4 protein-coding genes are annotated in these 14,712 nt (G+C 74.0%); 1 reads left to right on the top strand and 3 read right to left on the bottom strand.

Annotated features, from left to right (window positions below):
• Positions 1 to 48 precede the first annotated feature (48 nt).
• A complete protein-coding gene (locus tag K8638_RS38325; protein ID WP_223759687.1) occupies positions 49 to 10,533 on the top strand; it encodes a non-ribosomal peptide synthetase in 10,485 nt (3,494 codons plus the stop codon).
• Between the two features lie 6 nt (positions 10,534 to 10,539).
• Here the strand turns inward: K8638_RS38325 and K8638_RS38320 are convergent, their stop codons facing one another.
• Genes K8638_RS38320 through K8638_RS38310 form a run of 3 tightly spaced genes read right to left on the bottom strand, consistent with a single transcriptional unit; the run spans position 10,540 to position 14,673 of the window.
• Positions 10,540 to 11,319: an outer membrane lipoprotein-sorting protein gene (locus K8638_RS38320; protein ID WP_223759686.1), complete on the bottom strand. Its 780-nt coding sequence runs from the start codon at positions 11,317 to 11,319 to the stop codon at positions 10,540 to 10,542.
• A complete protein-coding gene (locus tag K8638_RS38315) occupies positions 11,319 to 12,623 on the bottom strand; it encodes an ABC transporter permease (protein ID WP_223759685.1) in 1,305 nt (434 codons plus the stop codon). Before K8638_RS38315 ends, K8638_RS38320 begins: the two co-directional genes overlap by 1 nt.
• 4 nt (positions 12,624 to 12,627) lie before the next feature.
• Entirely contained in the window at positions 12,628 to 14,673 is a 2,046-nt protein-coding gene (locus K8638_RS38310; RefSeq protein ID WP_223759684.1) for an FtsX-like permease family protein, read from the bottom strand.
• Positions 14,674 to 14,712 lie beyond the last annotated feature (39 nt).

The raw sequence follows: 14,712 nt of genomic DNA, 5'->3' as shown, positions 1-14,712 counted from the left end.
TCCTTCGGCGCGCAGCTGCCCCTGGCTTCCTTCTTCGCCTCGCCCACCGTGGCCAGCCTCGCCCGTGAGCTGGCCTCACTCCAGGCGGCTTCCGCGGAGCTGCCACCTCCCACGCCCCTGCCCGCGGGCTCCGCGCTCGCGCTGTCTGCCGCGCAAGAGCGCCTCTGGTTCATCCACCAGCTCCAGCCCGACTCCGGCGCGTACAACGTCGGGCAGGCCGCCGAGTGGACCGGCCCCGCGGACGTCGACGCATTGGACGCGGCGCTGCGGTGGCTGCTGGAGCGTCACCCCGTGCTGCGCACCACCGTGTCGTCCCTGCACGGGCAGCCTCACGTCGCGCTGGCGCCCGTGCCCACCCGGGTGCTGCAAGTCGAGTCCCTTCCCGAGGGCCCCGGCGCCCAGGCCACGCGAGCCCGGTGGCTCACCGAACAGGCCCAGCGGCCCTTCTCGCTGGAACATGGGCCGCTGTATCGCTTCCTCCTGCTGAAGGCCGGCGAGGACCGGCACGTGCTGCTCGCCGCCTTCCACCACCTCGTGAGCGACGCGCTCTCGGCCGGTCTGCTCCTGCGCGAGCTGGGTGAGGCGTATGCCGCCTTCCACCAGGGCCAACAGCCCTCGGTGCCTCCCGTCGCGCTCCACTACTCCGACGTCGCCGCCTGGCAGCGCTCGGAGGCCGTGTACGCACGTGACGAGGCGCAGCTCGCCTACTGGAAGCGCCAGCTCGCCGGGGCTCCGGAGCTGCTCCAGCTCCCCACCGACAAGCCCCGCCCCGCGGTCATGTCACACCAGGGTGGCAATACCGGCTACCACCCGCTTCCCTCCGAGCTGTGCGCGAACCTGCGCTCCTTCTGCCGCCAGCACCAGGCCACGCCGTTCATGGTGCTGTACGCCGCGTTCGCCGCCCTGCTCTACCGCTACTCGCGCCAGGGCGACTTCTGCGTCGGCACTCCCGTCTCCGGACGCACCCACCCGGCCACCGAGGGCGTCGTCGGCCTGCTGGCCAACACCGTTCCTCTTCGCACGCGCATCGACGCCTCCTCCTCCTTTGCCTCCCTGCTGGCTCAGGTGCGCTCCACCTCCCTCGACGCCCTCGCTCACCAGGACGTCCCCTTCGAGCGCCTCGTCCAAGCCCTCGGCATCGAGCGCAGCCTCAGTCACTCCCCTCTCTTCCAGGTGATGTTCGACCTGCACCGCACCGAGCTGTCGGCCGCCAGCGGCTTCCAGGCGCTCGGGGCGCGGCGTGTCCCCATCGAGACCTGGACCTCCGAGGTGGACCTGTTCCTCACCGCCATCGAGGTGGGGGACGGCTTCGAGGTCTACTTCCAATACAGCACCGACCTGTTCGCGCCCGGCACCGTGGAGCGGCTCCGCAACCACTACGTGCGGTTGCTGGCGCACGCGGTGGCCGCGCCGCGCACGCCCGTGGGGGAGCTGTCACTGCTGTCTCCCGCCGAGCGCGAGCAGGTGCTGCGCACCTTCAATGCCACCGAGCGCCCCTTCGACTCGGAGGCGACCATCGTCTCGCTGCTGGAGGCGCGTGTGGCGAGCATGCCCGACGCGCCCGCGGTGGTCGCGCCCGAGGGCACGCTCACCTTCCGCGAGCTGCACGTCCGGGCCACGCGGCTGGCGGCGCACCTCGCGGCCGTGGGGGCCGGGCCCGAAGCCGTGGTGGGCCTCTGCCTGGAGCGCTCGCTGGACGCGGTGGTGTCACTGCTGGCCATCTTCTTCAGCGGCGCAGGGTGCCTCCCGCTGGAAGCATCACACCCGCCGGCCCGCCGCGCGGCGCTCTTGCGCCAGGCCCGAGCGCGGCTCGTCGTCAGCCGTCCCTCCCTGTTCGCCGGCGTGGAGCCCGGCGTCCCCCTGGTGAACCCCTCTGACGTGCGCGACGCGGCGTCCTCGCTACCCGTGCCCCGGCCTCCGCGCGCGGAGCACCTCGCCTACCTCCTCTACACGTCGGGCTCCACCGGCGAGCCCAAGGGCGTGGAGCTCACGCACCGCAACGTCGTCCACTGCTTCGCGGCGTTCGACGCGTACTACGCCACGCAGCCGGGGGACTGCTGGGCCTCGTCGGGCAGCCTCTCCTTCGACATCCACCTGGAGGAGCTGCTCTTCAGCATCACCCGGGGCGCGCGCACGGTGCTGCGGGAAGTGGGCCCGCTGGGGTTGGGGCGCGACATCCTCCGCCACGGCGTCACCCACGTGGTCATCACCCCGTCCTCGCTGGCCACGGCGCTGGAGGAGCCCGGCGCGCCGGAGGCCTTCCGCGCGCTGAAGGTGCTCGTCACCGGCGGCGAGGTGCTGCCCGACCCGCTGGTGCGGCAGCTCGCGCTCACGCGCACGCGGCTGGTCAACACCTACGGCCCCACCGAGACGAGCATCAACGTCGCCGCCGAAATCACGCTACCGGACCGGCCCGTGCGGCTCGGCCGCCCCCTGGACCGGTGCCGGCTGTACGTGCTGGACCCGCTCGGCGAGCCGGTGCCCCCGGGCGTCCCGGGAGAGCTCTACATCGGAGGCACCTGCCTGGGCCGCGGCTACCGCGACCGCCCGGAGCTCACCGCCGACCGCTTCGTGCCGGACGCCTTCTCCGGTGATGCCGGAGGCCGGCTCTACCGCACGGGCGACCGCGTGCGCTGGTACGAGGACGGCACGCTGGGCTTCCTGGGCCGCACCGACTTCCAGGTGAAGGTGCGCGGCGTGCGCGTGGAGTTGGAGGAGGTCGAGGCCGTCCTCCTGCGCCAGCCCGGCGTGCGTCAGGCCGCGGTCGTCGTGCGTGGCAGCCAGCACGACGCGCGCCTGGAGTGCTTCCTGGTGCTGGACGACGGCACGCCGGAGGCGGTGGAGAAGCTGCGCGAGGCGCTGGGACGCTCGCTGCCGGACGCGTTGGTGCCCTCGCGATTCTTCGTGCGGCCCTCGCTGCCCCACACCACCAGCGGCAAGGTGGACCGACAGGCGCTGGCCGCGCTGCCCGTGCCGGCGCCGGAGTCCGTACCCTCCGTGGGTGAGCGTCCGCGCGGCCCCGTGGAGGAGCTGCTCGCCCAGCTCTTCTGCCAGGTGCTGGGCCTGCCGCAGGTGCGGCGCGAGGACGACTTCTTCCAGCTTGGCGGACACTCGCTGGCCGCCACCCGGCTGGTGGCTCGCGCGCGCCAGGCCTTCGACGTGGAGCTGCCGCTGCGGGCCTTCTTCTCCGAGCCCACCGTGGCGGGCCTCGCGCGCGAGCTGGAGGCGCGGCGCGACACCTCGGCCGGGCTCCCCGCGCCCACGCCCCGGCCGCCGGACGCCGGGCTGGTGCTGTCCCCCACCCAGGAGCGGCTGTGGTTCATCCAGCAGCTCCACCCGGGCACCAGCGCCTACCACCTGGCGGAGTCCGTGGAGCTGGAAGGCCCCCTGGACATCACCGCGCTGGAGCACGCCTCTCGCTGGCTGGTGGAGCGGCATGCGGTGCTGCGGCTCGCGGTGCCGTCGCGTGACGGGAAGCCCGCCCCGGTACACCTCCCCGCGCCGACGCGTGTCCTCGAGGTGGACGCGGAGGTGGAGGACGCGAGCCGGTGGGCCCGGGACGTGGTGCACCGCCCGTTCGACCTGGAGCACGGTCCGCTGTACCGCTTCCGCCTGCTGCGCACGGGGCCTGAGCGGCACGTGCTGCTGCTCGCCTTCCACCACCTCCTGGTGGACGGACTGGCGCTGGAGGTCCTCCTGCGCGAGCTGGGCGTGGCGTATGCCGCCTTCCGCCAGGGCCAGCCGCCCACGCTCCCGCCCGCGCCGCTCGAGCACGCGGACGTGGCCGCCTGGATGCACAGCGGGCCCGTGCGTGCGAGGGACGAGGCGCAGCTCACCTGGTGGAAGCAGCAGCTCGCCGGCGTGCCCGGACTGCTGCGGCTGCCCATGGACAGGCCCCGGCCCGCGGCCCCGCTGCTCGCGGGCGCCACCACGGCCTCGCACCCGTTGCCCGCGGACACCGCGCAGGCACTCCAGTCCTTCTGCCGGAAGCACCAGGTGACGCCGTACATGGTGCTCCTGTCGGCCTACGCCGCCCTGCTCCACCGCTACACGGGGCAGGAGGACTTCTGCATCGGCACCCCTGTCTCCGGCCGCACCCACCCGGCCACCGAGGGCGTCGTCGGCCTGCTCCTCAACACCGTGGCGCTGCGCACCCGCGTGGCGCCGGATGCGGCCTTCACGGAGCTGGTGACCCAGGTGCGCGCCACCGTCCTGGAGGCGCTGGCCCACCAGGACGTCCCGCTGGACCGCGTCGTCCAGGCGCTGGGCGTGGAGCGCTCCGCCGGACACGCGCCCCTCTTCCAGGTGATGTTCGACCTGGTGCGCCCGGAGCGCACGCTGGCGGAGTCCTTCCCGGAGCTGCGCGCGCGGCCCCTCCAGGCGGAGCTGCTCACCAGTCCGTTCGACCTGTCGCTGTGGGTGGAGGAGTCCGGGGGCGGCCACGCCCTGGCGCTGCGCTACGGGACGGAGTTGTTCGAGGCGGGCACCGCGCAGCGGCTGCTGGGGCACTACGTCCGCCTCCTCCAGCACGCGCTGGAGGCCCCGTCCACGCCCGTGGCCACGCTGGAGGTGCTGCCCGAGGCCGAGCGCAAGCACGTGCTCGTGGAGTGGAACGACACCCGCGCGGACTTCCCCGCCGAGAGCACCGTCCACGCGCTCTTCGAGGCCCAGGCCCGGCGCACGCCGGATGCCCCCGCGGTGCGTTTCGGGGAGGTGGTCCTCTCCTTCGCTCAGCTCGACACGCGCGCCAACCAGCTCGCGCGGCACCTGCGGCGGCTCGGCGTGCGGCGGCAGGTGCTGGTGGGCCTGTGCCTGCGCCGCTCCGTGGACATGGTGGTGGCGCTGCTGGGCGTCCTGAAGGCGGGCGGCGCCTACGTGCCGCTGGACCCGTCCCATCCTCCCGCGCGCCTGGCCTTCCTGCTGGAGGACACGGGCGCTCCCGTCCTCCTCACAGAGGAGGCCCTGGCTGACACGCTGCCCTCTTCGCACGCGCTCGTGCTGAGCCTGGATGCGGACTGGGGGCGCACCGCCGGACGAGAGCCGGCAACGGCCCTGGAACCGGAGGCCACCGCGGGCGACCTCGCCTACCTCATCTACACCTCCGGCAGCACCGGCCAGCCCAAGGGCGTCATGGTGGAGCACCGGGGCGTGGTGAACTACCTGTCCTGGGCCCTGCGCGCGTACGCGGCGGCGGAGGGCGCGGGCGCGCCGGTGCACTCGTCGCTCGCCTTCGACCTCACCGTCACCAGCCTGCTGCTGCCGCTCGTCACGGGCCGGACGGTGGAGCTGGTGCCGGAGCAGGAGGGCGTGGAGGGCCTGGCCGCGGCGCTGCGCGCGGGCGCGGATTTCAGCCTGGTGAAGCTGACGCCCTCCCACCTGCGACTGCTGGCCGAGCAGCTCCCTCCGGCGGAACGTGCCGGGCGCACGCACGCCTTCATCGTCGGTGGCGAAGCGCTCACGCCTCAGGTGGTGGAGGACTGGCGCCGCCACGCTCCGCGCACCCGAATCGTCAACGAGTACGGCCCCACGGAGACGGTGGTGGGCTGCTGCGTGTACACGGTGGACGGCGAGACACCGCTGGGAAGCACGGTGCCCATCGGCCGGCCCATCGCGAACACGCGCCTCTACGTGCTGGACTCGCACCTGCGGCCGGTACCCGCGGGCGCTCCCGGTGAGCTCTTCATCGGCGGCGTGGGCGTGGCGCGGGGCTACTGGCGGAGGCCCGCGCTCACCGCCGAGCGCTTCGTGCCGGACCCGTTCTCCTCCGAGCCCGGCGCGCGCCTGTACCGCACCGGAGACCGCGTGCGGCTGCGCCCCTCGGACGAGCTGGAGTACCTGGGCCGCACCGACTTCCAGGTGAAGGTGCGCGGCCACCGCGTGGAGCCGGGCGAGGTGGAGGCGGCCCTGTGCGAGCTGCCGGGCGTCTCCGCCGCCGTGGTGGTGCTGCGAGACGACGGCCCTACCGGGCCTCGGTTGGTGGCCTATGTCGCGGGCGCGGGGCAGCGTCCCGACACGGTGGCCCTGCGCGGCGCGCTCTCGCAGCGGCTGCCCGCGCACCTGGTGCCCTCGGCGCTGGTCGCCCTGGACGCACTGCCCCTGACGCCCAACGGCAAGGCGGACCGGGAGGCGCTGCCCGCTCCGGAAGCGGCGCTTGCCGGCGACGCGGACTTCGTCCCGCCCTCCACGCCCACCGAGGAGGCGCTGGCGGCCCTGTGGCGCGAGCTGCTGGGCGTGCGCCGCGTGGGCGCCCGGGACGACTTCTTCGAGCTGGGTGGCCACTCGCTGCTGTCTGTCCAACTCTCCTCTCGCGTGCGGGAGCGCCTGGGCGTGGAGCTGCCCGTGGCCGCCCTCTTCGCCACCCCCACGTTGGGAGAGCTGGCGGCGCGCATCGACGCCTCGCCCCGGCTCGCCGCCGCGCCCCCGCCGCCCGCCACCGTGCGTCCGGAGCGCGTGCCCGCCTCCCTGGTGCAGGAGCGTCTCTGGTACGCGATGCAGTTGCCGGAGGCCCCGCCCTTCGTCGTCGTCGCCCCGCTCCTGCTGGAGGGGCCGCTGGACGTCGCTCGGCTGGAGACCGCCCTCGTGGCCGTGCTGGAGCGCAATGCCACGCTGCGCACGACGTTCGCGCTGGAAGATGGAGCACTCGTCGCCCGGGAGCACCCGGTGGCGCGGCCGGTGCTGGTCCACACGGACCTGTCCTCCCTTGCGGCCGACGAGGCCCTGGCCGCCGCGAGCGCCATCGCCACGCGACATGACCGGGAATACTTCGACGTGGCGCGCGGGCCGCTGTATCGCTTCGAGCTGGCGCGCCTGAACACCGAGGGCACCCGGCACGTGCTCGTCGCGTCCATGAGCCACCTCGTCAACGACGGTATCGGCATGGGTGCCCTCGTGGAGGAGCTCGCCGCGGCCTGGGACGCCGCGGGGACGTCACGGCCCGCGCGCGCGTCGGCGGAGCGGGTGACTCCGCCTCACGAGGCCCCGCCGGTGGCGCGGTCGCCACTATCTCCCGCGGCGACCGGGGCACAAACGCCGCTCCTGCCCCCGACGCCGCTGGCGTACGCCGACTTCGCCCTCTGGCAGCGCCGGCCCGAGCACCTGCGCGAAGTGGACGCCTCCCTGGAGTCCTGGAAGCAGGCCCTGGAGCACGCGCCCGCCGTGCTGGACCTGCCGCTGGACTTCCCGCGCCGCGCCCCCGCGCTCAACGCGAACATGCGGCCGGAGCCGCTGACGCTGGGGCCGGAGACCCTGGCCGCGCTCCACGCGCTGGCCCGGAGCGAGGGCGTGTCGCCCTTCACCGCCGTGCTCGCCCTGATGCAGCTCTGGCTGCACCGCCTCAGCGCCCAGCCGCACGTGGTGGTGGCGTCGCCCTTCTCCGGCCGCGTGCTGCCCGGCACGGAGCGGCAGGTGGGCTACTTCGCCAACGTGCTGCCGCTGTGCACGGAGGTGGCCGGCGCGCCTTCGTTCCGCGCGTTGCTGCGCCGGACGTGGGAGGTGGTGGGCCACGCCACCGCGCACCAGGAGGTGCCCTTCAAGCGCATCGCGGACGCGGTGCAGCCGGACGCGCCCCGCACCGCGCCGCCGCTCGCCCAGGCCCTGCTGCTGCTGGACAGCCCCGCCTCGCTCGCCTTCCCGGGGCTGCGCGCCTCGTACCTGGACGGCGACAGCATCTTCCCCGCCTATGACGTGGTGGTGCACCTCATCGAGCGGCCCGAGGGCGGCACGCTGGGCTTCCTCGCCACCGACAGCGCGCTCTTCACCGCCGCCACCGCGCGGCGCATGGCCCGTGCCCTCGAGCAGCTCTTCACCGAGGCCGTCCGCGCCCCGGACACGCCTCCGGCCCGGCTGCCGCTGCTGTCCGCCGGGCAGCGCGCCCAGGTGCTGGCCTCCCTCGACGGCGGTCCCCAGCACGTGCCCACCGGCGCGTGCGTCCACACCCTCTTCGAGGCGCAGGTGCGCCGCACCCCGCACGCGCCCGCGGTGGCGCACGGGGACAGCACGTGGAGCTACGCGGAGCTCAACGCCCGCGCCAACGTGCTGGCCGCGCACCTGCTCGCCCGGGGGCTGAAGCCCGAGGAGCGCGTGGGCGTCATCATGGAGCCCTCCAACCAGGGCATGGCCGCGCTGCTGGGCATCCTCAAGGCGGGCGGCGCCTACGTGCCGCTGGACGCGGGCTGGCCGGAGCCTCGCAAGCTCGCGGTGCTGGAGCGCGCCGGAGTACGGCGGCTGTGGGTGGATGCCGAGGCGCTGCCCGCGCACATGGACCTGGCGCCGGTGGTGGAGGTGCCCCCGAGGCCGGAGCACGTGGCGGAGGACGTCGGGCCCGGCCCGAGGGCCGTGGCGGACTCGCAGCTCGCGTACATCGTCTTCACGTCCGGCTCCACCGGCGAGCCCAAGGGCGTCATGGTGGAGCACCGCTCGGTGGTGAACCACAACGTGGCCCTGGCCGCGCGCTTCGGCCTGCGTCCTGGAGACAGGATGCTCCAGTTCGCCCCGCTCAGCTTCGACGCGGCCGCCGAGGACCTCTACCCACCGCTCGTGGTGGGCGCCACGGTGGTGATGCGCAGCGGCCTGGTGCCCGCGCACCTCATGACTCCGTACCTGGAGGAGACGGGCATCACCCTCATCAGCCTGCCCCCCACGTACATCGAGGAGTGGATTCGCCAGATGGAGGCCCACGGCCAGCGCGTGCCCGCCCGGCTGCGGCTGCTGGCGCCCGGAGGCGACGTGCTCAAGCGCGAGACGTACGAGGCCTGGGTGCGCGTGGGCGGCGCGCATGCCCCCTGGCTCAACGTCTATGGGCCCACCGAGTGCACCATCACCTCCGCCACCTGCGACATCCCCGGGGCGGAAGGGCTCGGCACCGACGCCACCTTCCCCATCGGCCGTCCCATCCCCCGCGTCCGCGTGCACCTGCTGGACGCGCACCTGGAGCCGGTGCTGCCGGGCCTGCCGGGCGGCGTGTACATCGCGGGCGCGGCGCTGTCGCGCGGCTACCTGGGCGCGCCGCACCTGACGGCCGAGCGCTTCATTCCGGACCCGTCCTCCTCCGAGCCGGGCGCGCGCATGTACCACACGGGTGACCTGGCCCGGCTGCTGCCGGACGGACGCCTGCGCTTCCTCGGCCGCGCCGACCACCAGGTGAAGATTCGCGGCTTCCGCGTGGAGCTGTCCGAAGTCGAGGCCTGCCTGCGCCAGTTCCCCGGCGTGGAGGAGGCGGTGGTGCTCGCGCGCGCGGGAGCCGCCGGTCAGCAGCAGCTCCAGGCGTACGTCCAGGCCCCACCGGCGGTGGTGTCCGTGGACGCCCTGCGCGAGCACGTGGCGGCGCGGCTTCCCTCGTACATGGTGCCCGCCGCGCTCGTCGTCCTGGAGGCGCTGCCCGTCAACGCCAACGGCAAGGTGGACCGGCACGCGCTGCCGGACCCGGAGTCCCTCGCGCCTCCGGCTCCCGCCGCGCCCGCGCCCGTCAGCGGCGGGGAGCACCTGGAGACGCCCTTCCGCTCCACGCTGGAGATGTCACTGGAGCGCCTGTGGCGCGAGGTGCTGGGCCGGGACGTGGGCGCCGGCGACGACTTCTTCCAGGTGGGCGGAGACTCCATCCTCGCCATGCGGCTGCTGGCGCGGATGGAGGAGGAGCTGGGCGTGCCGGTGCCGCTGGCCACGCTCTTCCAGTCACCGGTGCTGAGGGAGACGGCGGACGCCGTGCGCGAGCTGCTGGAAGAGGGGCCGCCGCGCTCCAGCGTGGTGCCGCTGTCGCGCAAGGGCACGTCCCCGGACGCGCCTCCCCTCTTCCTGTTCCACCCGGCCGACGGAGAGCTGCACTACTACCGCTACCTCACCCCGCTGTTGGAGCCACGGCTGCGCTGCCTCGGCGTCCAGGCGCCGGAGACGCTGTCGAAGCACACCTACGCCACCTTCGACGAGCGCGTCGCCGCGTATGCGCGGGACGTGCGCGCCGCGCAGCCCCACGGCCCGTACCGGCTCGCCGGCTACTCGTATGGCGGCCTCCCCGCCCTGGGCGTCGCCGCGGCGCTGGAAGCGCAGGGAGAGAAGGTGGAGCTGCTGGCCCTGGTGGACGCGCTGCCCGCGGCGGAAGGGGCCCCCGCGCCGGAGGACCCCGTGCGGGCGCTGGCCGAGGAGTTCGGAGTGCTGGACGCCGGCCTGGAGGCGGAGCTGGCCACGCTGGGCGAGGCGCAGCGCTGGGAGCGGGTGGCGGCGCTGGGCCGCGGACTCGGCATGCTCGCGCCCCACGCCCAGGTCGCCGACCTGCGCCGCATCTGGCGGTTGCTGGGCGAAATCCTGGTGCCGCAGGTGCTGGGCTGGAAGGTGCCCCCAGTGCGCGCGAAGGTGCTGCTGTTCGCCAGCGCCCCGTCGCGCGCCCTGCACGGCGAGACGCTGGGCTGGGAGCGGCACGTGCCACGCGAGCGGCTGGCGGTGGTGCCCCTGGGGAGCTCCCACTTCGGTACGCTCCAGCCGCCGTGCGTGGAGACGCTGGCGGCCCGGATGCTCGCGTGGCTGGACGGGAAGGAGGGCTGAAGAGGCCTACCGGATGCGGGACTCCAGCCACGCCTTGGTGAAGATGTTGGCGTCCAGCGGCGCCAGCGTCACCTCGTCGTAGCGCACCAGCATCTGCGTGCCCTCCTCCTCCTCCGTCTCCAGCACTTCCTTGTAGTGGAGCACCATGTTCCCGGAGAGCGGGTCCTTGATGCGCTGGTAGCTGCGGATGATGTCGGTGCGCAGCGTGTGCCCGGAGGACGTGTAGCCCACGCGCTTGACGATGTTGTTCTGCGGGTCCACCCACAGGCGCATCATCGGGAAGGTCACCTGGGCATTGCGCGCCTTCAGCAGCAGCTTGCGGTAGGCCACGCCGTTGACGGTGTCGTCGCCCTCGTCCACGGCGGCGTAGTCCTCCGCGAGCCGGGAGCGGTCGAAGTCCGACTCGCAGGAGAAGGTGTTCAGCAGGTTGGTGCGCTGGGTGAGCCGCCGCCACGCGCCGGTGGTCGGGTCGTAGTCCCACAGGTTGCGGCCGATGCGCAGCGTGCCCGTGCCCGCCAGGTGCCGCGGCTGGGTGGAGAGGAAGAGCAGGTCGTTCGACTTCTCGCGCCGGTAGACATGGACCTCCATCGCCCGCTTCGCGCCGTCCTTGCGCGTCTCGAAGAGGCGGAGGACGCCCTTGTAGTCGCTGGTGAAGGACATCTTCGTGTCGATGTGGCGCAGCAGCTCCTCGGGGGACAGCCGCTTCTCCCCTTCCGCCAATGCCAGGGACGGGAGCAGCAGGGCCCAGCACAGCAGCAGGGCGGACAGCCGGGGTCGTGTGTTCATCACAGGGACTCCATGGCGGAACGGGGTGAGAGGGAAGCGGCCCGGAACGCGGGGACGATGGAGGCCAGGCCCGCGCCCAGGGTGACCAGCAGCACCGCGGCCACCACGTGCCCGGGGGCCGGAGCCAGCGGCAGCGTGCCGCTGAAGAAGAGGGTGGAGAGCGCGTCCGGCAGCGGCAGCACGTCGCGGAGCAGCACGCCCAGGCCCGCCGACGCGCAGGCGCCCACGCCCGAGGCCACCAGCCCCAGCAACAGGCCCTCCAGGACGAAGGCGGCCACGAGCGCCCGGCGGTGCATCCCCATGGCCCGCATCGAACCAATCTCCCGCGTCCGCTCCCGCACCGCCACGCTCAGCGAAACGAAGAGGCCCACCCCCACCGCAGCGAACAGCACCCCGCCCAGCAGCACCAGCAGGAGCCCCAGCCCCTGGTCCACGAAGTCGAGGAACGCCGCCTCGTCCTCCCAGGTGCTCACGTCCAGCTTCTGGCCGGCCCAGCCCTCGCGCAGCAGGGGCACCAGCTTGTCGCCGTAGGCCTCGTGCGCGGCGGGGAGCACCTGGAAGCCCGCGTCCCGGAGCGCTCCACGCAGCCGGCCCGCCAGCGGCTCCAGGTCTTCGTCCGCCGCCCCCTCGCAGGTGAGCTGCAGCACGCTGGCCGCGTCGGGCCGGAAGCCGTACAGCTCCCGCAGCGTGGCGTTGGAGACGAGCAGGCCGGCGGACTCGCCCAGCACTCCGGCGCGCTCCAGCACCGCCACCACTTCCAGGTCCACCGCGTTGCGCTTGCCGCCCGGCATCTGCACGAAGAGGGTGGCCAGCTCCCCCACCTCCACCTGGAGCCGCTCCGCCAGGGAGGTGGAGAGCGCCACCGTCCGCGGCGCGTCCAGCGCCTCCAGCCGGCCCGCGCGAGGGCGGAAGCGGGAGAGCGTCTCGCGCTCGCGGGCCACGTCCAGGCTCATCAGGTAGGAACGCACGCGGTGCCGGCCCGCGCCCGCGGTGGCCATGCCACGGCCCCGCTCGCGCACCTGGCACTCCGCGGGCACGTGCGGCTGGAGGGCGGCGCGCACACGGGCGGTGTCGCCCAGCACCGGGAAGAGGGAGTCGGGGTGCTCCTTGAAGTAGCCACCCACGTTGAGGTCACCGGCGAGGTACGTGCGCACCGCCTCGCGCTGTGCCGCGGCCACGCCCGCCTTCAGGGACATCACCCCCACCAGCACCGCGCTGGCGCCGGCCATCACCAGGAGAAGCAGCAGCCCCCGCTCGCGGTGGGCCAGGACATTGCGCAGGGCGATGTGGAAGAGCACGCGCATGACGTCAGCCCTCCCCCTTGCGCATGGCCGCCACCGGCGCTACCGCGCTGCCGCGCCAGGCGGGCACCAGCGCCGCCGCCGCTACCACCAGCGTCACGCCCAGCACCACGACGCCCGCCCCGCTCCACGCCAGCTCCGGACGCAGCACCGGCCCTCCCAGGAAGAACTGCAGCGAGCCATCCGTCACGGTGACTCCCTCGCCCATGCCCAGCCGCATCAGCCCGGCCCCGAGCGCCGCGCCCAGCAGGCTCCCCAGGCCACCGAGCAACAGCCCCTCCAGCAGCAGCGAGGCGAACACCTCGCGGCGCTGCATGCCCACCGCCCGCAGCGTGCCCACCTCCGCCACCCGCTCGCGCGCCAGCAGCAGCAGCGTGCCGGAGGCCACCAGCGCCACGAAGAAGGACAGCAGCAGCGCGACCAGCATCAGCACCAGCTGCGCCACCCCCGCCAGTCCCCCCAGCATCCCGCCCGCCTCCTGCCAGCCCACGGTGGCCAGCACCGCCCCTCCGGGCAGCGCGGCGATGCGGCTGGCGATGTCCTCGGGCGAGGTGCCGGGCTCCAGCACCACCGCGGCCTGGAGCACGCTGCCCCCGGAGACCTCTTCCTCGGGGAAGGTGTCCGGCAGCGCGAGGGCCTTCTCGAACTGGGGCGCGCTCCCGTGCTCCGTCCCCGCCTCCGCGTCGACGATGGCCACGGGCTGGAACGAGTCGAGTGAAGCAGGCGGCCCCAGGAGGTCCTCGTCCATGCCGAACGACTCGAGCAGGTTCCGGGCCTCCGCCGTCTGGGCCTCGGTGGGGCGGCCGGACAGGAGGCGCGCGGAGACCAGGTCCACCACGCTCATCATGTTGACGCGGCCATCGTCCCCGCCCAGGCCCCGGAAGCGGAAGGTGCCCCACAGGCGCACCGGCACCGTGGCGCCGCGCTCCAGCGAATTGCGCAGGGCCATCGTGTCCCCGGGCCGCAGCCGGTACAGCGGCAGGTGCGGGGCCAGCTCCTCCTGGAACTGACGGTAACGCGCCTCGAAGTTGCCGTCGTCCAGGGTGAGGAAGCGCGCCAGCAGGGCCTCCAGCGTGCCCGTCTCGCCCAGCAGGCGTGCCAGCGTGGCCTGGAGCGCGGTGGCGCGCTCCACGTCCAGCCGTGCCACCAGGTCCGGCACCTCCGCGACGTTGCGCTCCACCAGGGTGCGCAGGCCCTCGTCCTCCGCCAGGGTGGCGCCCCGCTCGCGCTCGCGGCGCAGCTCCTCCAGGCGCGCGGCCATGGGCAGCTTGAAGTTCTGCTCGTAGGCGGCGTGCCCCATCACCAGGCCTCGCGTGCCGGGCGGGGGCAGTTGCCCGGAGACCAGCTCGAAGCGGGGGAAGGCGCGGGCGAAGCGCGCGATGTCCGTCCCCAGGTAGTCCACCACCAGCTCCTCGCCCTCGCCGGCCTGCCGCGCCACCCGGTTCTCCAGCACCTCCAGCACGCCCGTGGGGTCCTGCGTGAGGCGCTCCCAGAAGGCGGGCGTGGTGGCCTCGCGCAGCACGGCCCGGTCATCCGCGAAGGCGGTCTCCTCCACGAAGGCCGCCCCGCGCCCCTCCGCGTCCCGGGCCACGCGCTGGAGCGTCAGCCGCAGGTCCTCGCCGAGCCTCCGCAGCCGGGCGTCGCGCTCGGGGGAGGCGGGCTCGCGGGCGGCCTCGCGCAGCACGGCCAGCTTCTCGTCCAGGACATTGCCCCGGAAGGTGGCGCCCATTCCCAGCTCCAGCGGCACCACCTCCCGCACACCGGGCAGCGCGCGCAACCGGGACTCCACGGTGGCGTAGTCCGGAATGGGGACCAGGTCCGGCACGCCGCCGGGCCCCACCACCACCTGCGGCACGCCGGTGGACGCGGCGGCATGGACCTGGAGGTCCCCGGCGCCGCTCTCGATGAGGCTGCGCCGCGTGCCCTCGTGAATGGTCCGCACCAGGGACAGGCCCGGCGTCAGCAGCGCCGCCGCTCCGGCCGCCAGCAGCCCCACCACCCAGCTCCGGGGACGGGACAGCACACTCTGTACGGTGAGCCACCACAGCGTCACGAGGGCTCCTGACTCTCGTTGCCGCCGCCGGGAGGAAAC

It is taken from the genome of Myxococcus sp. RHSTA-1-4, assembly GCF_020037125.1.
Classification (GTDB): Bacteria; Myxococcota; Myxococcia; order Myxococcales; family Myxococcaceae; genus Myxococcus.
The sequence above is the reverse complement of the archived record's forward strand: the minus strand, read 5'-3'. Positions and strand labels throughout refer to the sequence as shown.